This is a genomic window from Pseudomonas sp. ICMP 10191, assembly GCF_001467335.1.
In the GTDB taxonomy this organism is placed as follows: domain Bacteria; phylum Pseudomonadota; class Gammaproteobacteria; order Pseudomonadales; family Pseudomonadaceae; genus Aquipseudomonas; species Aquipseudomonas cerasi.
On record NZ_LKGW01000029.1, the window covers coordinates 1 to 668 of the forward strand.

Below are 668 nucleotides of genomic sequence, written 5' to 3' on the forward strand. Positions count from 1 at the left end.
GCACTCAAGCGCATCGGCGAAGACGCCAGCGAAAAGCTCGACTACACGCCCGGCGTGTTCACAGTCGAACTGGGCAATTGCATGAACTTGACCAGCCATTTGCATTCGACTTGACCAGTCGTTTGCATCCGACTTGACCAGTGCGCATGATGCCAGTGTGAATCCTGCCCGGGTGGCAATGACGGCTGCCGGGCTTCTGTCCTATCAAATAATCAGCACGCGCTTAGGAGAGGAACATGAAAGGTTNGGGTGCGACTCTGTCCACAGGTATCGAAGGCTTTGGGCATACCGGCCGGCTGCATTCCTCGCATTTTTTTGAACTAGCGGATCAGCCTACCGAAATTCGTATGGCCATTACCGAGGACGAATCTGTGCAGTTATTCAAGCGATTGGAGCTTGAAGATATCTCGTTATTTTACATAAAAACCCCAGTTGAGATGGGCTTCGCCGGAACAGAAGTCACCTAGTCTGGCCTGCTTTCATAAGCGGTGACTCGAAGAAGCCTACGCTTGCCTCGTGCTCCGAAACACGATTTTACATTTTGGACAGAGCTCGCTAAGATCGGCTCATTGGAGATGGCATTCCTCCATTAACCAACCGCTGTGCCCGTAGCAGCTGATGATGCCTACAGAAACCTGATCAACCAGGTCTGTAGGCGTTCGCGCCCA

At 52.3% G+C, this 668-nt stretch carries 1 pseudogene and 1 riboswitch; the pseudogene reads left to right on the forward strand.

From position 1 onward, the window contains the following. Nucleotides 1-248 precede the first annotated feature (248 nt). Nucleotides 249-467 (forward strand): annotated as a pseudogene (locus tag AO388_RS04080) (DUF190 domain-containing protein); the annotation flags it as partial. Between the two features lie 95 nt (nt 468-562). Then, nucleotides 563-635, forward strand: a riboswitch (Fluoride riboswitch). Nucleotides 636-668: the final 33 nt, after the last annotated feature.